Annotated in this window: 16 protein-coding genes and 1 tRNA gene; 6 read left to right on the forward strand and 11 right to left on the reverse strand. The window is 72.3% G+C overall.

The window, feature by feature from the left end:
• The first annotated feature begins 7 nt into the window (after positions 1 to 7).
• Positions 8 to 628, forward strand: coding sequence for a hypothetical protein (locus AOM09_RS13135; RefSeq protein WP_062389382.1), 621 nt, complete (start codon positions 8 to 10; stop codon positions 626 to 628).
• A gap of 144 nt (positions 629 to 772) precedes the next feature.
• On the opposite strand, the gene pth is transcribed toward AOM09_RS13135, so the two are convergent.
• Both pth and AOM09_RS13145 read right to left on the reverse strand, forming a co-directional pair.
• Positions 773 to 1345: an aminoacyl-tRNA hydrolase gene (gene pth, locus AOM09_RS13140; RefSeq protein WP_062389385.1), complete on the reverse strand. Its 573-nt coding sequence runs from the start codon at positions 1343 to 1345 to the stop codon at positions 773 to 775.
• An 83-nt stretch (positions 1346 to 1428) separates the two neighbouring features.
• Complete coding sequence (locus tag AOM09_RS13145) at positions 1429 to 2022, reverse strand: 50S ribosomal protein L25/general stress protein Ctc (protein WP_062389388.1); 594 nt, start codon at positions 2020 to 2022, stop codon at positions 1429 to 1431.
• Positions 2023 to 2264: 242 nt separating this feature from the next.
• On the opposite strand from AOM09_RS13145, the gene AOM09_RS13150 reads away from it, so the two are divergent.
• Positions 2265 to 2804, forward strand: a complete 540-nt coding sequence (locus tag AOM09_RS13150) for a sigma-70 family RNA polymerase sigma factor (RefSeq protein WP_062389390.1) — start codon at positions 2265 to 2267, stop codon at positions 2802 to 2804.
• A complete protein-coding gene (locus AOM09_RS13155) occupies positions 2801 to 4204 on the forward strand; it encodes a hypothetical protein (RefSeq protein ID WP_062389392.1) in 1404 nt (467 codons plus the stop codon). The genes AOM09_RS13150 and AOM09_RS13155 overlap by 4 nt, the downstream gene beginning before the upstream one ends.
• 10 nt (positions 4205 to 4214) lie before the next feature.
• Here AOM09_RS13155 and AOM09_RS13160 read toward each other — a convergent pair whose 3' ends face one another.
• The 3 genes from AOM09_RS13160 to AOM09_RS13170 form a co-directional block, all read right to left on the reverse strand.
• Positions 4215 to 5267, reverse strand: a complete 1053-nt coding sequence (locus AOM09_RS13160) for a glycosyltransferase family protein (protein ID WP_062389395.1) — start codon at positions 5265 to 5267, stop codon at positions 4215 to 4217.
• On the reverse strand, positions 5267 to 7768 hold the full coding sequence (locus tag AOM09_RS13165) for a sodium-translocating pyrophosphatase (protein WP_082099182.1): 2502 nt from the start codon (positions 7766 to 7768) through the stop codon (positions 5267 to 5269). The genes AOM09_RS13160 and AOM09_RS13165 overlap by 1 nt, the downstream gene beginning before the upstream one ends.
• A gap of 265 nt (positions 7769 to 8033) precedes the next feature.
• Positions 8034 to 9071 (reverse strand): zinc-dependent alcohol dehydrogenase, encoded by a 1038-nt coding sequence (locus AOM09_RS13170; RefSeq protein WP_228375147.1) that lies wholly within the window; start codon positions 9069 to 9071, stop codon positions 8034 to 8036.
• Positions 9072 to 9187: 116 nt separating this feature from the next.
• On the opposite strand from AOM09_RS13170, the gene AOM09_RS13175 reads away from it, so the two are divergent.
• Positions 9188 to 10102 carry a LacI family DNA-binding transcriptional regulator gene (locus tag AOM09_RS13175; protein WP_228375148.1) on the forward strand — a complete coding sequence of 305 codons (915 nt, stop codon included), beginning with the start codon at positions 9188 to 9190 and terminating at the stop codon, positions 10100 to 10102.
• A gap of 65 nt (positions 10103 to 10167) precedes the next feature.
• On the opposite strand, the gene AOM09_RS13180 is transcribed toward AOM09_RS13175, so the two are convergent.
• The 3 genes from AOM09_RS13180 to AOM09_RS13190 form a co-directional block, all read right to left on the reverse strand.
• Complete coding sequence (locus AOM09_RS13180) at positions 10168 to 11148, reverse strand: ribose-phosphate diphosphokinase (RefSeq protein WP_062389398.1); 981 nt, start codon at positions 11146 to 11148, stop codon at positions 10168 to 10170.
• Complete coding sequence (gene glmU / locus AOM09_RS13185) at positions 11145 to 12707, reverse strand: bifunctional UDP-N-acetylglucosamine diphosphorylase/glucosamine-1-phosphate N-acetyltransferase GlmU (RefSeq protein WP_062389400.1); 1563 nt, start codon at positions 12705 to 12707, stop codon at positions 11145 to 11147. Before glmU ends, AOM09_RS13180 begins: the two co-directional genes overlap by 4 nt.
• 110 nt (positions 12708 to 12817) lie before the next feature.
• Positions 12818 to 12889 (reverse strand) — tRNA-Gln (locus AOM09_RS13190).
• Positions 12890 to 12997: 108 nt separating this feature from the next.
• On the opposite strand from AOM09_RS13190, the gene AOM09_RS13195 reads away from it, so the two are divergent.
• Together AOM09_RS13195 and mscL are read left to right on the forward strand one after the other, a co-directional pair.
• Positions 12998 to 13594: a TetR/AcrR family transcriptional regulator gene (locus AOM09_RS13195; protein ID WP_062389403.1), complete on the forward strand. Its 597-nt coding sequence runs from the start codon at positions 12998 to 13000 to the stop codon at positions 13592 to 13594.
• Between the two features lie 105 nt (positions 13595 to 13699).
• Entirely contained in the window at positions 13700 to 14125 is a 426-nt protein-coding gene (mscL, locus tag AOM09_RS13200; protein ID WP_062389405.1) for a large conductance mechanosensitive channel protein MscL, read from the forward strand.
• Here the strand turns inward: mscL and AOM09_RS13205 are convergent.
• Genes AOM09_RS13205 through AOM09_RS13215 form a run of 3 tightly spaced genes read right to left on the reverse strand, consistent with a single transcriptional unit; the run spans position 14122 to position 16660 of the window.
• Positions 14122 to 15054 carry a 4-(cytidine 5'-diphospho)-2-C-methyl-D-erythritol kinase gene (locus AOM09_RS13205; protein ID WP_062389408.1) on the reverse strand — a complete coding sequence of 311 codons (933 nt, stop codon included), beginning with the start codon at positions 15052 to 15054 and terminating at the stop codon, positions 14122 to 14124. The two genes, mscL and AOM09_RS13205, sit on opposite strands and share 4 nt — an antisense overlap.
• Positions 15051 to 15947, reverse strand: a complete 897-nt coding sequence (rsmA, locus tag AOM09_RS13210; protein WP_228375149.1) for a 16S rRNA (adenine(1518)-N(6)/adenine(1519)-N(6))-dimethyltransferase RsmA — start codon at positions 15945 to 15947, stop codon at positions 15051 to 15053. Before rsmA ends, AOM09_RS13205 begins: the two co-directional genes overlap by 4 nt.
• Positions 15914 to 16660, reverse strand: a complete 747-nt coding sequence (locus tag AOM09_RS13215) for an aggregation-promoting factor C-terminal-like domain-containing protein (RefSeq protein WP_369346107.1) — start codon at positions 16658 to 16660, stop codon at positions 15914 to 15916. The genes rsmA and AOM09_RS13215 overlap by 34 nt, the downstream gene beginning before the upstream one ends.
• Positions 16661 to 16832 lie beyond the last annotated feature (172 nt).

The following is a 16832-nucleotide window of genomic DNA, read 5'->3' on the forward strand; positions in this document are numbered from 1 at the left end:
TGAGGGCATGGACAGCACAGCGCTCGAGCCGATGCGCGCCGAGGACCTCGTGCCGGGCGCCGTGCTCGAGCAGCGCCACCTCGACGGCGGCGTGCTCGGCGATGTCGAGGCGCCCGACGTCGAGCTCCTCGAGTGCGTGGTGAGCGACACGCAGGCCCGCGAGTGCCGCCTTCCGAACCTCCGGATCACGGGGACCACCGTGCTCGGCTCCTCGGTCGCGATGTTCGCCGCGCCTGGCGCGACGGTGGTCGCGGGCCGGCTCGAGGGGGTCCGGATCGGCGCGCTCCTGCTCGACGGCGCCGACGTGTCCGTGCACCGCATCGTCTCGTCGCGCATCGACGTCCTGTCGCTGCGCGACGCCAAGGTCCGCCGCCTCGAGATCTCCGACTGTCAGATCGGGCTGCTCGACCTCGGCGGCGCGAAGATCCGCGAGCTCACCGTCGACGGCGGGTCCATCGCCGAGCTGCTCCCGTCCCGCGGCGACGTCCAGGCCTGCGACGTCTCGCGCACCGCGCTCGGACGGATCCTCGAGCCCGGCGGGATGCGGGGGCTCACGCTCTCGGCCGCGCAGGCGATGACGCTGGGGCCCGACCTCGCCGCGCATCTCGGGGCGACCGTCGTCGACTGAGGGCTCAGCGGCCGGCGCCGATATCGGGTCGCGACTCGCTCGTTCCGACATGCGGGTCGACGGCAGCCCCCATGTCGGACCGGGCGGCGCCACGTCCTGCTCCCGCGCTGATCGCGGGCGGCGCCCGTGGGGCGGCCTGAGGGCTCAGCCCTTGGTGTGGAACCTCATCTGCGCGGCCTCGAGGCCGTCGCCGAGGATCGCCTCGACGGCGTCCGCCGCATCGTCCACGAGGAACGGCAGCTCCTTGCGCTCGGCCGCGGAGAACGGCTTGAGCACGAACGTCGCGGCCTCCATGCGACCCGGCGGGCGGCCGATGCCCACGCGGACGCGGATGTAGTCCGGCGTGCCGAGCGCCTTGGTGACGTCCTTGAGCCCGTTGTGGCCCGCGGACCCGCCGCCGCGCTTGATCTTCACGGTGCCGAACGGGATGTCGAGCTCGTCGTGGACCACGATCACGTCGGTCGGCTGCACGGAGCAGTACTTCATGAGCGAGGACGTGGGACCGCCGGAGACGTTCATGTAGGACATCGGCACGCCGATCACCACGGGCCGGCCCGCGAGGCGCACGGTGGCGTTGCGAGTGTGCGTCTTCTTCTGCACGGACAGGGACGAGGCGCCGCGGCTCGCGAGCTCGTCGATCACCATCTGGCCGATGTTGTGACGCGTCTCGGCGTACTCGGGACCCGGGTTGCCCAGGCCGATCACCAGGTTCTCCACGTGCGCTCCCTCTTCTCCCTGTCCCGCAGACGACGACGCCCGGCTCGCCCACAGTCGGGCGAGCCGGGCGAGCATCGGTGAGATTACTCCGCGGCGGCCTCGGTCGGCTCGGCCTCGGCCTCGTCGGCCGCGCCGGCGCCACGCGGCACCGAGATGGTGACGATGGTGACGTCGCCGTCGGTCACGAGCTCGGAGCCCTTCGGGAGGACGACGTCCTTGGCGTGCACGACCGCACCCTCGGTGAGGCCCTCGATGGAGACCTCGAGCGACTCGGGGAGGTGGGTGGCCTCGGCGGCGACCTGGATCGAAGCGTGCTCGACCACGTGGATGGTGCCGGCGAAGGACTCGCCCGTCACGTGCACGGGGACGTCGACGGTGACCTTCTCGCCCTTGGCGACGATGAGCAGGTCGACGTGCTCGATGATGCGGCGCACGGGCTCGACCTGGACGTCCTTGGCGATGACCATCTCCGACTTGCCGTCGAGCTCGATGGTGAGGAGGGCGTTCGAGTGCTTGAGCGCCATCATCGTGTCGTGGCCGGGCAGGAAGATGTGCACCGGGTCGTTGCCGTGGCCGTAGATGACGGCGGGGATCTTGCCGGCGGCGCGCGCGCGGCGGGCGAAGCCCTTGCCGAACTCGGTGCGCTTCTCGGCGGCGAGCGTGATCTGGTCGGACATGCTGTTCTCCTCTTACGTCAGATGGGGCCAAGGCAAGGCAGGCGACACGCATCTGCCGCGTCGATCACGGAGAGCCCGAGGGCCTCCCTCGCCGAGGAACCGGACAACTGTACCTGGGACACGGGACGATGCGCCAGTCGGCGGCGCGCGCCCACCCGGGGGCGCCGCTCGCGTCTGCCAGACTCCTCCCAACCGAACGCGCCACGGCCTCGTTCTGAGGGCATGACCTGGGGGACACGACGATGACCGTCACGTGGGAGCCGATGCTCCACGAGCTCGCGAGCCAGCGCATGGGCCGGCTGCTCGCGTTCGCGACCATGCTGGCCGGACCGAGCCTCGCGGACGACCTGGTGCAGGACGCCGTGGTCGCGGTGTTCTCGAGGAACCGCCGCTTCGACAGCCTCCCGCAGGCCGAGCAGTACGTGCGCCGAGCCATCGCGACCCGCTACATCGACTCGCTGCGCAAGGACAAGGCCGACCGCGAGCGCATGCGCCGCTACGCCGCCGGGGAGCTGCTCCCCGATCCGACCGACCGCGTCGCGTCCGCCGACGCGGTGGACGATGCGCTGGCGCAGCTCCCCCCGCGGGTCCGGGCCTGCGTGGTGCTGAGGCACCTCGAGGACCTGTCCGTGCGCGAGACCGCGCACACGTTGGGTCTGTCGGAGGGCGCCGTGAAGCGCTACGTCTCGGACGGCCTGCGGACCATGAACGCCTACCTGGGCACCGAGCTGCGGGACGTCGAGACCGAGACCGCCCCCATGACCGAGAGGGGCGCCCGATGAGCGAGCTCCGCGACATCCTCCACCAGCGTCACCACGAGATGGCCGCGTCCCTGCGCGACGCCCCCGAGTTCGACGAGGCCGCCGCCACCCGCGCGGTGCGCACGCATCGGCGCGGACGCGTGGTGGTCATGAGCTCGAGCTCGCTGGCCGCCGCCGCGGTCATCGCCTCCGGGACCTGGCTGCTGCTCGCTCCCGCGGACCCGGTGGTCGCGCCGGCCTGGACCCCGTCGCCCTCCCCCTCGGTGTCGGTGTCTCCGACCTCGCCCGCCTCGCCCGCCCCGGAGCCCTCCGCCTCGCCGTCGGGAACGGCTGAGTCCGAGGCGGACCCGTCTGTGCCGCTCGTGACCGGCGACGACGTCGCGGTGCTCGAGCGGCTCATGAACCCCACGACGGGCGAGACGTGGCACGAGCCTGTCGAGGTCGACGTCCCGGCGGGAGTCGAGGCGACCGACCACCGCATCTACCTCGAGGTGGGCGCACGCGCCGACGCGGCCATCGTGGCGGCGGTCACCACGTATGACTCGTTCTACACGACCGAGGGCTTCCAGGTGGTGGCGCTGCTCGAGGTCGACGGGTCGGGCACGCGTCAGATCGTGTGCCCCAGCACCCGCGCGGACGACATGTGCGTCGGCGACACCGAGATCGCGGGTGCCGCCGAGGACCGCGAGACGCACTACGACAGCCTCACCTACCCCCGGAGCGTGACGCCTGCGGCGGCGTGGACCATCGCGACCGGCACCCTGGATCCGAGCACCCATGGGGGGACCGCGCTCGGCTGGGCGTCGTTGGCCGCCGGCGCGTACGCGGTCCTGCCGGACGGCACCGCCTCCACGTCCGTCCGCACGGACCAGACGCGCACCGAGATCGCCGAGCTCGGCGGTTCGACGCTGGTCGCGCTCGAGACCCCGGGAGAGGTCGAGGGCACGGTCGAGGTGCATTACGCGATCGACACCCCGCTGGGCACCCGCGTGCAGGTGGGCCCCGCGACGGCCGGCTACGGCGCCGGCGCGGTGACCTGGACCGATGGCGTCGACACGTTCGCGCACCCGGACGGCTGGGGCGTCGACGGCGTGGCCCGCCCGAACGAACCCTGCTGGGGCGGCCACGAGATGCTCGATGCCGCGCATGACGCGTCCCGGTGGACCCTCGCCGGCGAGAGCTCCGCGGGCACGGACGTCTACGTGCCGGCGGACTCCTCGAACGAGCTCGCGCGCCGGATCTTCGAGTTCGAGCGGGACCGCTCCTACGGCGAGCTCGTCGACCCGATCTACGTCTACCCGTACGAGACGTTCCAGGAGTTCCTCGACACGCGCTCGCTTTTCACATGGCAGCGGGGCGATGGGGCCTGGGTGCTGGGGATCGACTCGTTCGCCGGCATGCGCTACTACGAGTGCGTCTGATCGCGACAGGTCATCCCGCGCGGAACCACCGGTGCACCGCCGCCTCGAAGCGGTCCTCGAACTCCGTGTCGTCGTGGCGGCTGCGCAGCCAGCCGACGAAGTCGCCTCCGACGATGCGGTCCAGCTCGGCGCGGCACGCTGCGGGCTGCGTGACGGCGCGCACCAGCAGCTCCTCCGCCTCGGCGGCGTCGCGGTAGAGGTACGGGTAGCCGTCGGGAAGGATCGCGCGCGCCCAGGGCCGATCGGGCAGCACCCCGATCGCGCCGGCGACCATCGCCTCGACGTACTCGAGGCCGTATGACTCGTCCCGCGCGGTCGCGAGGAACGCCGTGGTGCGGGCGAGCCGGTAGTAGTAGTCCTCACGGGTCGCGGTGAGCGGGCCCACCCACGCCCAGTCCTTGCGCGACAGCCGGATCGCCATCTCCGAGATGAGGTGCGACTCCTGCAGGCGCATCTCCACCTGGATGGGGGTGCGCCGGCGGACGCGCTCGACCACGTCGAGGAACAGCTGGGGCTGCTTGCGCTCCGACAGGCGGATCGCCGGGTAGAGCACCACGGGCACCGCCGGCTCCTCGCGCGGCTGCACGTGCTCGAGCCGGATGCCCAGGTTCGCCCAGTCGATGCGCGCCCGCTCGGCGAGCTGCGGCACGGTGAGCGAGGAGATGATCTCCCGCACCTCGGTGGCCGTGCGCAGCGAGTTCGCGAACGTGGGGAACAGCGCGCAGGACAGCGCGAGCGAGGCGCGCTGGACGGGATGCGTGAACTGCGACGTGTTCCACCACACGAAGTTCATGAGGCGCGGCTCCGCGCCGCCCGCGGCGAGCGTGCGCCACACCGCGGGCGAGCCGAGCACGTCCATGTTCACCACGACCGTCTCGCGCGGGTCGACCAGCTCGAGCGGCACCACGTCGAAGCCGTCCGCGCGCTGCGCGCGGGGCCCGACCAGCGCCGCCCCGGGGAACAGCCGCTGGAGGCGGCGCACCAGGGTGGCGCCCGCATCGTGCCCCGCGACGCGACCCTCCGCGACGGTGACGCCGTCGCAGAGGATCGCGAGGGCGGCCATCAGCCGACCGTAACCTTCGCCGCGGCGCGCGGGGCGACCGGGGCATCGTCCGCCCGCTCGACGGGCTCGGGCTCGTCGCCCTCGAGCGAGGCCTTGATCCGCATGCCGTAGAAGGACCGGTGGACGAAGAAGGCGGAGACCACGAAGAACACGGCCGCGAGCGAGTAGACGAGCGCGTGGCTGCCCTGCTCGGCGAGGCCCACCGCGAGCTCCACCGCGAGCAGCCCGAACAGCGTGGTGAACTTGATCACCGGGTTGAGCGCGACCGACGAGGTGTCCTTGTACGGGTCGCCGACGGTGTCGCCCACGATGGTCGCGTCGTGCAGCGGGGTGCCCTTGGCGTGGAGGTCGACCTCGACGATCTTCTTGGCGTTGTCCCACGCCCCGCCCGCATTCGCCATGAAGATCGCCTGGTAGAGGCCGAAGAGCGCGATCGAGATGAGGTAGCCGATGAAGAAGTACGGCTCCACGAACGCGAAGGCGAGCGTCGCGAAGAACACCGCGAGGAAGATGTTGAGCATGCCCTGCTGCGCGTACTGCGTGCAGATCTCGACCACCTTGCGGGAGTCCTCGGTCGAGGCCTTGGTCTCGCCGTCGAGCTTGATGGTCTCCTTGATGTACTCGACCGCGCGGTAGGAGCCCGTGGTGACGGCCTGGATCGACGCCCCGGTGAACCAGTAGATGGTCGCACCGCCCGTGATGAGGCCCAGCAGGAACGGCGGGTGGATGAGCGACAGGTTCTCGATCCCCGTGGTCAGGCCGTCCGTGAGCGAGATGATGATCGAGAAGATCATGGTGGTCGCGCCCACGACCGCGGTGCCGATGAGGACGGGCTTCGCGGTCGCCTTGAAGGTGTTGCCCGCGCCGTCGTTCTCCTCGAGCATCCGCTTCGCGCTGTCCCATTGGGGGACGAAGCCGAAGTCCTCCTCGAGCTCGGCGGAGATGCCCTCGATCTCCTCGATGACGGACAGCTCGTAGACGCTCTGCGCGTTGTCCGTCACCGGCCCGTACGAGTCGACCGCGATGGTCACGGGCCCCATGCCCAGGAAGCCGAAGGCCACCAGGCCGAAGGCGAACACCGCCGGGGCGAGCATGATCTGGTCCAGGCCCAGCCCGGAGATCAGGTACGCCGCGCCCATGAGGGCGACGATCACGATGCCGAGCCAGTAGCCGGAGAAGTTGCCCGCCACCAGGCCGGACAGGATGTTGAGCGAGGAGCCGCCCTCGCGCGAGCTCTTCACCACCTCGCGCACGTGGCGGCTGGTGGTCGAGGTGAACACCTTGACCAGCTCGGGGATGAGCGCGCCGGCCAGGGTCCCGCAGCTGATGATGGTCGCGAGCTTCCACCACAGGCCGTCGCCCAGGTCGGAGATGAGCCACGCGGCGCTCGCGTAGGTCGCCGCGATCGAGACCGCCGAGGTGAGCCAGACCAACGACGTGAGGGGGTGTTCGAAGTTCATGCGGTCGGCGTCCGCGTAGCGCCGGCGTGCCCACGCATCGTTCGCCAGGTAGGACAGCACGGACGCGATGAGCATGACGGCGCGTACCGCGAAGATCCACACCAGCAGGGTCGCCTGCACGCCCGGGTCGTGGACCGCGAGCAGCAGGAACGTCACGAGCGCGACGCCGGTGACGCCGTACGTCTCGAAGCCGTCCGCCGAGGGCCCCACGGAGTCGCCCGCGTTGTCACCCGTGCAGTCGGCGATGACGCCGGGGTTGCGGGCGTCGTCCTCCTTGATCTTGAAGGCGATCTTCATGAGGTCGGAGCCGATGTCCGCGATCTTGGTGAAGATGCCGCCCGCGATGCGCAGCGCGGCGGCGCCCAGCGACTCGCCGATCGCGAAGCCGATGAAGCACGCGCCCGCGATGTCGCGGGGCAGGAACAGCAGGATGACCAGCATCATCAGGAGCTCGAGGCTGATGAGCACCATGCCGATGCTCATGCCCGCCTGCAGCGGGATCCGGTGGACGGCGAGCGGGCGGCCGCGCAGCGCCGCGAAGGACGTGCGCGAGTTCGCGTAGGTGTTGACGCGGATGCCGAACCACGCCACCGAGTAGGACCCGGCCATGCCGATGAGGCTGAACGCGATCACCACCGCGACCCGACCCCACGAGAACCCGACCAGCACGCCGTAGTAGAGGACGATCACCGCGGCGATCACGGCCCACAGGCCGAGGAGGAACTTGCCCTGCTGGACCAGGTACGCCTTCGAGGTCTCGTAGATGAGCTCCGAGACCTCCCGCATCGAGCGGTGCACCTCCATGCGCCGGACGCGGCTCAGCACCGTGAAGCCGAAGGCGAGCCCCAGCACGGTGACCAGCAGCCCGCCCGTGAGCAGCGCGGTGCCCGACACGCCGCCGCCGACGGCGACGCCGGACAGGTCGGGCAGCTCGAGGCTCGCCTCGCCGCCGTCGATGTGGCCGCCGCAGCCGGACAGCGCGAGCACGCCCGCGCCGAGCAGCCCGACGCGCGCAAAGAAACGGTTCCGCCGTTGGAACATTTGTCTTACCCCTGGGAGATCACGGTCTCGGGGACCTTCTCGCAGGCTAGGGCGGGACGATGCGCGGGTTGCGTGACCAAGGACCCAGGCGCGGGACGATGCGCGGTTCCGCGCATCGTCCCATCGCCCCTCGCGCGCCCCCGCGCCACCCGCGCCACAAGTCACGGATCACGGGCATCGCGGGCGCCGATCACGCACGGCCCGGCACCCCACCGCCTCGTCAGCCGTGACTTATCGCAGCGGGTGGGCGGCGCCGTCCGAGCGCTCAGTCGAAGGTGACGACCACCTTCTCGGCCGCGCCGGGAGTCGCCGCGAGCTCGAGCGCCTCGAGCACCCGCGACGCGGGCAGCTGGTGGCTGACGATCGGCGCGAAGCGCTGCCAGTGGTCGACGATGTCCTCGGTCACCTCGAAGATCTCGGTCGGGTAGCCCATCGACAGCGCGATGGTGAGCTCGGTGGTGAGCAGCCCGCCCAGGTCGAGCTCGACGGGCTTCTTGTGGACGCCGACGATCGACAGGCGCGCGCCCGCCTTCGCGGAGGCGGCGACGGTCGCGATCACCGGGGCGGCACCCGCGGCGTCGATGTAGACGTCGGTGTCGGGACGTGCGCCGCGCACGAAGCTGCGGGGCGCCTCGCCGTGCAGCTCGAGGAGGCGGGCGGTCACGTCCTCGGCCGAGGAGTCGATCACCGCGTCCACGCCGATCCTCAGCGCGGTCTCGAGCCGATGCGCCTGCAGGTCGACCACCACCACGTGCGCGACGCCGCGCAGTTTGAGCGACAGCGCCGCGCCGAGCCCGATCGGACCCGCACCGAAGACCACGGCCTTCTCCCCCGCCGTCGCGCCCGAGCGGTTGACTGCGTGCCGCGCGACCGCCATCGGCTCGTTGAGCGCCGCGACCTCCCAGGGCACCTCCGCCGGGATCACCTTGACCTGGACACCCTCGCGTGCGTCCGTGATGAGCAAGTACCCGGACAGCGCACCCTGCGCACCGCCGGAGCCGATGATGCCGTCCGCGGACGCCATCGGGTTGACCACCACGTGGTCGCCGATCGCGAGTCCTTCGACGCTGTCGCCCACGGCGACGATCTCGCCGGCAGGCTCGTGCCCGAGCGGCGTCGCCCCCTGGCGGGGCGGGATGCCGCCGTACGTCGTGTACATCGCGTCCGAGCCGCAGATGCCGCACGCGCGCACCTTCACGAGGACATCGGCGGGGCCGGGCTGCGGGACCGCGGCGTCGACGAGGCCCACCGTGCCCGGGCCGGTGACGTGGACGGCCGACATGGTCGCGGCGATGGTCTCCATGGGAGCTCCCTCCGTACGACGGCGCGCGCCCGGGGATGCATCGGCCGTGCCACGTCGCACTAATTCGAATTAGTAGTGCCCGCTAGCATAGGACCAAAGGCCTAGGAGGGGAAACGATGGCGGCAGCGCGGGCCACGATGCGGGACGTGGCGACGGCGGCCGGAGTGTCCCCCGCGACCGTGAGCTTCGTGCTCAACGGCGCGCGCGGCCAGACCATCTCGGGTGATACCCAGGCGCGCGTGAAGGCGGCGGCCGAGCGGCTCGGCTACCGGCCGCACGGCCTCGCGCGGGCGCTTCGCGAGGGCGCCGCCCGCGTCGTGGTCCTCGACACCGCGGGGATCCCCCACGGCCCGTCGCTCGAGGCCTTCACGCAAGGGCTCGGCGAGGCGCTCGCTGCGCACGACCACGCGCTGCTGGTGCACCCCACCGGCGGCGCCGACATCGCGAGCACGGTGCGCGCGATCGCGCCGCGCGCCGTCATCGACCTCGCCTCCCTCTACGGCGACCACCGGGCGGACCTCGACGACGGCGGCTGGGCCTACGGGCTCGCGGCGCACGCGGGCGTGCAGGTCGAGCACCTGGTCGCGCGCGGCCACACGAGCATCGCGGTCGCGGTGCCGCCGGAGCCCGCGGCGATGACCGCGCGCCGTGTCGCGCACGTGCGGGCGGCGGCCGAGGCCGCGGGCGCGACCGCGCGGCCGGTGACCGTGCCGGGCGATCCGGCCGGGGCCGTCGAGGCCGTGCGCACCGTGCGCGCGGACCCGTGGCCGGCCACCGCGGTCGCGGCCTACGACGACCTCACAGGCCTGCGGGTCCTCGCCGCCATGCGCGAGCTGGGCATCACGCCCGCGGAGCTGGCCGTCATCGGCTTCGACGCGACCGAGGCCGCCGCGCTGGCGACGCCCTCGCTCACCACCGTCGCGATCGACGCGGCGGCGCACGGGCGCGCCGCCGCGCTGCGCGCGCTCGGGCTCGAGCCCGGCGCGGAGGCGCCGCCGCGCGCCGTCGTCATCCCCGGCGCGACCGCATAGGGACCTCCGGACGCGACGATGCGCGGGTCGCTCGACCCGCGCATCGTCCCGTCAGTCGGGTGCGGTCAGGCGTGACCGTCGAAGAGCGACGTCACCGAGCCGTCGTCGAAGACCTCGCGCACCGCGCGCGCGATGAGCGGCGCGATCGACAGGATGGTGAGCTTGTCGAACTGCTTCTCCTCGGGCACGGGCAGCGTGTCCGTGATGACCACCTCGGAGACGCCCGAGTTCGAGAGGCGCTCGACCGCGGGGCCCGAGAGCAGGCCGTGGGTCGAGGCGACGATGACGTCCTTCGCGCCGTTCTCGAACAGCGCCTCCGCGGCCTGCACGATGGTGCCGCCGGTGTCGATCATGTCGTCGACCAGAACGCAGGTGCGGCCCTTGACCTCACCGACGAGCTCGTGGACCTTGACCTGGTTGGGGACCGAGGGGTCGCGACGCTTGTGGATGATCGCGAGCGGGGCGCCCAGGTGGTCCGACCACTGGTCGGCGAGGCGCACGCGGCCCGCGTCGGGGGACACGATGGTGAGGTTGCCCGGCGAGACGCGGGACTTCACGTAGTCCGCGAGGAGCGGCATCGCCCAGAGGTGGTCGACGGGGCCGTCGAAGAAGCCCTGGATCTGCGCGGTGTGCAGGTCCACCGACATCACGCGGTCCGCGCCGGCGGTCTTGAACAGGTCCGCCATGAGGCGCGCCGAGATCGGCTCGCGGCCCTTGTGCTTCTTGTCCTGACGCGCGTAGCCGTACATGGGGATGATGATCGTGATGCGCTTCGCGGAGGCGCGCTTCATCGCGTCGATCATGATGAGCTGCTCCATGATCGCCTCGTTGATGGGCGCCGCGTGCGACTGCAGGACGAACGCGTCCGCGCCGCGCACCGACTCGCCGAAGCGCACGTAGAGCTCGCCGTTCGCGAACGTGTAGGCCGTGGTCGGCAGGAGGTCGATCCCGAGGTGCTCGGCCACCGCCTCGGCGAGCTCGGGGTGCGCCCGACCGCTCGCGAGGACGAGTCGGCGCTCGCTCGGGTTCGAGATCACGGCATTCATGCTTCTCCCTTGTGCTCGGCGGCGGTGGCCGCTCGCTCCTCCTGTGCCCCCGACGATAGTCCGCGGGCCACATCCTCGTCCTGCGCTGCACGCGCGGCGGCGGCGGACGGCGTCCCCGGCCTGCGCCGCTCGACCCAGCCGTCGACCACCCGCTGCTGCACGGCGTTGAGCGCGAGCGCCCCGGCGGGCACGTCGCGGCGGATGGTCGCGCCGGCGCCGGTGTACGCGCCGTCGCCGATCTCGACGGGCGCGATGAGCGTGTTGTCCGAGCCGATGCGCACGTGGTCGCCCACGCGCGAGCTCGACTTCGCGACGCCGTCGTAGTTGACGAAGATGGTGCCGGCTCCCACGTTGGAGTGCTCGCCGACGGTGGCGTCTCCCACGTAGCTGAGGTGCGGGACCTTGGAGTGGGCGCCGATGGTCGCGTTCTTGGTCTCGACGAACGCGCCGATCTTGCCCTTCTCCCCCAGCACCGTGCCGGGGCGCAGGTAGGTGAAGGGACCGACCGTGGCCTTCGCGGCGATGCGAGCGCCCGAGCCGTGCACGCGGGTCACGGTCGCGCCGGCGCCGACCTCGACGTCGGTGAGCGTGGAGTCGGGGCCCACGGTCGCCCCGGCGCCGATGCGCGTCGCGCCGTGCAGCTGGGTCCCGGGCAGCAGGGTGACGTCGGCCTCGAGGGTGACGTCCACGTCGATCCAGGTGGTGGCCGGATCGACGACGGTCACGCCGGCGCGCATCCAGGCCTCGACGATGCGCCGGTTGAGCGCGGCTCCGGCCGAGGCGAGCTGCACGCGGTCGTTGACGCCCTCGACGGCCGCGGCGTCGGGGGCGACCATCGCGCCCACGCGGCCGCCCGCCTCGCGTGCGAGCGCCAGGACGTCCGTGAGGTAGAGCTCGCCCTGCGCGTTGTCGGTGGTGAGCCGCTCGAGCGCCTCGCGCAGGTGAGCCGCGTCGAAGACGTAGATGCCGGCGTTGATCTCGGCAATCGCCCGCTCGGCCGCGGTCGCGTCCTTGTGCTCGACGATGCGCGTGACGGCGCCCGCCTGGTCGCGGACGATGCGCCCGTAGCCGGTCGCGTCGGGCACCTGGGCGGTGAGCACCGTGACGGCGTTGCCCTGCGACGCGTGCGCCTCGACGAGCGAGCCGAGCAGCGCGCCGTCGACGAGCGGGACGTCGCCGCTCGTGACCACGATCGAACCCTGGACGCGGCTGTCGAGGTGCGCCTGGTCGGCGCCGCCCGCCGCGACGGCGGCGGCGACGGTGGTCGCGTCGAGCGTGGACAGGCCGCAGCGGACCGCGCTGCCGGTCCCCGGCACCGCGTCCTGATCGGCGACCAGCACATGCGGCGCGGCGGCGGTCACGTGGGCGGCCACGGCCTCGCGCTCGTGACGGACGACCACGACGGTGCGGCCGGGATCGAGCTCGGCGGCCGCGGCGAGCGCATGCGCGACGAGCGACCGGCCGGCGATGCGGTGCAGCACCTTCGGGGTGGCCGACCTCATGCGGGTACCAGCCCCTGCGGCCAGGATCATCACGGCTGCGGGTGGAGTCGGGGTCACACGATCTCCTCACGTGGCGGACCCCCGGCGGGGGCTGACGGCTGGACCCGGCCAGTCTAGTCGGCGCGGGACCACCACGACGCCGCGCAGGGTCCCGGGCGTGCCCGCCGCTCCGCCCAGAGGATTCGAACCTCTACCGCAGGGCTCCAAAGGCCCGCATGCTGCCGTTACACCAGGGCGGAACTGGCACGGCTCACACGAGGCTCGCCGCACCCGGGCGTCAAGTCTGCCAGGATTCACGGCACACTTGAGCCGTGACCCTCGAACCGCGCCGCGTCCCCCGCTCCCGCATGACCGCGCGCGAGAGGCGCGAGCAGCTCCTCACGGTGGGCCGCGCCCTGTTCGCGGAGAAGGGCTTCGAGGGGACGTCGGTCGAGGAGATCGCGTCGCGCGCCGACGTCTCCAAGCCCGTGGTCTACGAGCACTTCGGCGGCAAGGAGGGCATGTACGCGGTCATCGTGGACCGCGAGGTGGAGGCGCTGCTGGGCGCCCTCACCGGGGCGCTCGCACAGAAGGCCCACCCGCGTCAGCTGGTGGAGCGCGCCGCGCTCGCGCTGCTCGGCTACATCGAGGACTCCCCCGACGGCTTCCGGATCCTCGCGCGCGACTCGCCGGTCGCGCAGGCGTCGGGGACGTTCTCCTCGCTGCTCGGCGACGTGTCCGCCCAGGTCGAGGGGCTGCTCGCCGAGCAGTTCCGCAAGCGCGGTCTCGACCCGGTGGTCGCGCCCGTCTACTCTCAGATGCTCGTGGGCATGGTCGCGCTCGCGGGCCAGCACTGGGCCGAGGTGCGCGAGCCGTCCAAGCAGGTGGTGGCCGCACACCTGGTCAACCTCGCATGGAACGGCCTGTCCTCGCTCGAGCGGCGTCCCGACCTCCCGGAGGACTGAGCCCCGTCCGCGCATCGTCCCTGGGAATGCGGGGACGATGCGCCGCGTCGTAGGGTGCGAACCGGGGCGCCCGCCGTGGGCCCCCTGTCACCGGGGAGGGACGCCATGCTCAAGGGCTTCAAGGACTTCATCATGCGCGGCAACGTGGTCGACCTCGCGGTCGCGGTCGTCATCGGCACCGCGTTCACCGCAGTGGTCACCTCGCTCGTCGAGAACCTCATCAACCCGCTGATCGCGGCGGTGTTCGGCCAACCCGATCTCTCGGACGTCTGGACCTGGACCGTCAACGACGGCGGCACGCCCACGGACGCGACGGACGACGCGATCCTCAGCATCGGCGGCTTCCTCACGGCGGTCCTCAACTTCCTCATCGTCGCCGCCGCGATCTACTTCCTCATCGTGCTGCCGCTGAACAAGCTCGCCGCCCTGCGCAAGAAGGACGAGCCGGCGCCCGACGAGCCGGTCGCGCCGACCGAGATCGAGCTGCTCACCGAGATCCGCGACGCGCTCAAGGAGCAGCCCCGCGCCTAGTCCTGGACCAGCACCGTCCCGGTCACCGGACCCGAGGCCGTCACCACCGCATCGGCCGTGCGCGACGCGCGCAGGTGCGCGGCGATCGAGAGCGCGTGCTGGCGCGAGCGCGCGAGGGCGGCGACCGTGGGGCCGGAGCCGGACACGATCGCGCCGCACGCGTCCGCGGCGTCCGCCGCGTCGAGCACGTCCCCCAGGCGGGGCATGAGCGAGATCGCCGGCCCCTCGAGATCGTTGGTGAGGCAGCGGCCCAGCTCGACGGCGTCACCCGACATGAGCGCGGTCATCACCTCGCGGTCGACCTCGAAGTCGGACCACGCCTGCTCGCGCACGCCGATGCGCCGGTCGAGCTCGGCGAACACCGTCGGGGTCGACAGCCCTCGGGACTGCGTGGCGAGCACCCAGTGGAACTCGCCGTGGGACATCGCGGGCGTGAGCTGGTCGCCGCGGCCGAGCCCGACCGCCGTGTGCCCGTGCAGGCTGAACGGCACGTCGGCGCCCAGCTGGGCGGCGAGCGCCGCGAGCTCGGCGCGCGAGGCGCCCGTGTCCCACGCCTCGGCGCACGCGACGAGCGCGGCGGCGGCGTCGGCGGACCCGCCGGCCATGCCGCCCGCGACGGGGATGCCCTTGACCAGGTGGAGGTCGACGCCGTCGGTGATGCCGTAGGTCCGCGCGAGCAGGTCCGCCGCCTTCCACGCGAGGTTGGAGGCGTCGAGCGGCACCCCGGAGGCATCCACGGGCGCGCCCGCGGCGACGTCCAGCGTGAGGCGGATCTCGCCGTCCTCGCGCGGCGTGGCCTCGACGGTCTCCCACAGGTCGAGCGCCTGGAACACCGTGACGAGCGGGTGGTAGCCGTCCGCGTCGGGTGCCCCGACGGTGAGCTGAAGGTTCACCTTCGCGGGCGCCTTCGCACGGACGGTACGGGTCATGCCCCCACTGTGCCAGAGGCGAGGGCCTCGGCGATGCGTGAGAAGTCCTCGACGGTGAGCTGCTCGCCGCGCGTGAGCGGCTCGATGCCGACCGCACGTAGCGCGGCCTCGGCGGCCGCGGCCGAGCCGGCGATGCCGGACAGGGCCCCGCGCAGCGCCTTGCGTCGCTGCGAGAAGGCGGCGTCGACGACGGCGAAGACCTGCTCGCGCGTGGCCGTGGTGCTCGGCGGGTCGCGCCGCTCCATGAGCACCAAGCGGCTGTCGACGCGCGGCACCGGCCAGAACACGGCTCGGCCCACGTCGCCCGCGGTGCGCACGTGGCAGTACCACGCGGCCTTGGCGGAGGGCACGCCGTAGGTGCGCGAGCCCGGCGGCGCCGCGAGCCTGTCGGCGACCTCGGCCTGGACCATGACCAGCACGCGTTCGAGCGACGGGAAGATCTCGAGGAAGTGCAGGATGACCGGCACCGAGACGTTGTAGGGCAGGTTCGCGACCAGCGCGCGCGGCGGCGACGGCAGGGCGTCCACCTTGAGCGCGTCCTGGTGGATCACGTCGAAGCGGGCCGCCTCCTCGGGCGCGCGCTCGGCGACCGTCGCGGGCAGCGCACCCGCGAGCACGGGGTCGATCTCGACCGCGGTGACCTCCGCGCCCGTCTCGAGCAGCGCGAGGGTGAGGGAGCCCAGCCCGGGCCCGACCTCGACCACGCGGTCGCCCTCGCCCACGCCGGACAGGCGCGCGATGCGGCGCACGGTGCCCGCGTCGACCACGAAGTTCTGCCCCCACTTCTTGTGCGGGGCCGTGTCGAGCGACTGCGCGAGGAGCCGGATGTCCGTGGGACCCAGCAGGTTCGCCACCGGGGTCAGTACCAGCCCGTCGACTGCGAGTGGCCCCACGCGCCGCACGGGGTGCCGTAGCGGGCCTTGATGTAGCCGAGGCCCCAGGCGATCTGCGTGGCGGGGTTGGTCGCCCAGTCCGCGCCGGCGGAGGCCATCTTCGAGCCGGGCAGCGCCTGCGGGATGCCGTGCGCGCCCGAGTACGGGTTGTGCGCGTTCGGGTTCCAGCCGGACTCTCGCGCCCACAGCGCGTCGAGGCACGACCACTCGTCGCCGCTCCAGCCGTACATGTCGGCGGCCATCTGCTGGCCGATCGCGCGCGAGGTGCCGGGCGAGACGCTCGAGGTCGCGGGCACGGAGGTCGAGGCGGTCTCCTCCTCTTCCTCCTTGGTGCCGACGGCGATGACCTCGTCGGTGGGCTGCTCGACCGTGAGCTTGAGGGTCTCGACGCGCGAGACCTCGACGCCGTCGACGTAGGTGACGTCGTAGGTGATGACCTGCGAGCCGGGCTCGCCCTCGGTCACGACCTCCTCGGTGCCCTTCTCGAGCTCCGGGTCGTCCTGCTTGACGGAGCCGGGCTTGATCGAGACCTCCTTGGTCTCGGTGGTGACCGTGGGGGCGTCGCCGGTCGCGGTCGCGATCTCGGGCAGCGCCGCGAGGTCGGCCTGGACGGCGGTCTGCTCGGAGCCGGTGAAGGCGGGGGTCGCGGCGGCGGCGAAGGAGCCGATGGCGAACGAGCCGAGCGCGACGGCGGTGCCGACCTGCGTCAGCACGCGGGTTCGCGCACCGCGCCGGTTGCGCCGCTCGCGGCGGCCTCCCGGCATGGGGGTGGAACGTCGGTAGCTCACGGGGTCCTCTCGTCTGGCGGACCGTTGCCTGGGGGGGCGAGGCCGCTCTGTCTGACGCCTTTTATCTCATATTGATAACGGCGTCGTCCAACCCCGC

The organism is Demequina iriomotensis (genome assembly GCF_000971395.1).
In the GTDB taxonomy this organism is placed as follows: Bacteria; Actinomycetota; Actinomycetes; order Actinomycetales; family Demequinaceae; genus Demequina; species Demequina iriomotensis.

What these genes read in the sequence shown, in the direction of transcription:
- AOM09_RS13135 (WP_062389382.1), top strand. Translation starts at nt 8, where the DNA reads ATGGACAGCACAGCGCTCGAGCCGATGCGCGCCGAGGACCTCGTGCCG.
- AOM09_RS13145 (WP_062389388.1), bottom strand. Translation starts at nt 2,022, where the DNA reads ATGTCCGACCAGATCACGCTCGCCGCCGAGAAGCGCACCGAGTTCGGC.
- AOM09_RS13150 (WP_062389390.1), top strand. Translation starts at nt 2,265, where the DNA reads ATGACCGTCACGTGGGAGCCGATGCTCCACGAGCTCGCGAGCCAGCGC.
- AOM09_RS13155 (WP_062389392.1), top strand. Translation starts at nt 2,801, where the DNA reads ATGAGCGAGCTCCGCGACATCCTCCACCAGCGTCACCACGAGATGGCC.
- AOM09_RS13160 (WP_062389395.1), bottom strand. Translation starts at nt 5,267, where the DNA reads ATGGCCGCCCTCGCGATCCTCTGCGACGGCGTCACCGTCGCGGAGGGT.
- AOM09_RS13165 (WP_082099182.1), bottom strand. Translation starts at nt 7,768, where the DNA reads ATGTTCCAACGGCGGAACCGTTTCTTTGCGCGCGTCGGGCTGCTCGGC.
- AOM09_RS13170 (WP_228375147.1), bottom strand. Translation starts at nt 9,071, where the DNA reads ATGGAGACCATCGCCGCGACCATGTCGGCCGTCCACGTCACCGGCCCG.
- AOM09_RS13175 (WP_228375148.1), top strand. Translation starts at nt 9,188, where the DNA reads ATGGCGGCAGCGCGGGCCACGATGCGGGACGTGGCGACGGCGGCCGGA.
- AOM09_RS13180 (WP_062389398.1), bottom strand. Translation starts at nt 11,148, where the DNA reads ATGAATGCCGTGATCTCGAACCCGAGCGAGCGCCGACTCGTCCTCGCG.
- AOM09_RS13195 (WP_062389403.1), top strand. Translation starts at nt 12,998, where the DNA reads ATGACCGCGCGCGAGAGGCGCGAGCAGCTCCTCACGGTGGGCCGCGCC.
- mscL (WP_062389405.1), top strand. Translation starts at nt 13,700, where the DNA reads ATGCTCAAGGGCTTCAAGGACTTCATCATGCGCGGCAACGTGGTCGAC.
- AOM09_RS13205 (WP_062389408.1), bottom strand. Translation starts at nt 15,054, where the DNA reads ATGACCCGTACCGTCCGTGCGAAGGCGCCCGCGAAGGTGAACCTTCAG.